This window comes from Xenorhabdus yunnanensis (assembly GCF_028598805.1).
Taxonomy (GTDB): domain Bacteria; phylum Pseudomonadota; class Gammaproteobacteria; order Enterobacterales; family Enterobacteriaceae; genus Xenorhabdus; species Xenorhabdus yunnanensis.
This window is the reverse complement of record NZ_JAQRFI010000365.1, coordinates 1-223: the sequence shown is the minus strand read 5'-3', so window position 1 is coordinate 223 and position 223 is coordinate 1. Positions and strand designations below refer to the sequence as shown.

The 223-nt window shown below is 60.1% G+C and carries 1 protein-coding gene; it reads left to right on the top strand.

Annotated elements, in window-relative coordinates; all coding sequences use genetic code 11:
- Window positions 1-223: AMP-binding protein (locus PSI23_RS22625; protein WP_273557115.1), on the top strand; the 223-nt coding region annotated here is incomplete at both ends.

Here is a 223-nt window from a genome sequence, read left to right as displayed (position 1 = left end):
CTGTGTGCATCAGCAATTTGAGCAGCAGGCCGCGCTGTATCCGCAGGCGATAGCGCTGACTTATGGCGACCAGTCGCTCAGCTACGAGCAGCTAAACCAGCGTGCCAACCAACTGGCCCATGCACTGATCCAACAAGGCGTACACGCCGACAGTCCCGTCGCGCTCTGTGCCGTTCCCGGGCTGGAGATGATGGTGGGGTTGCTGGCTATTCTCAAGTCCGGT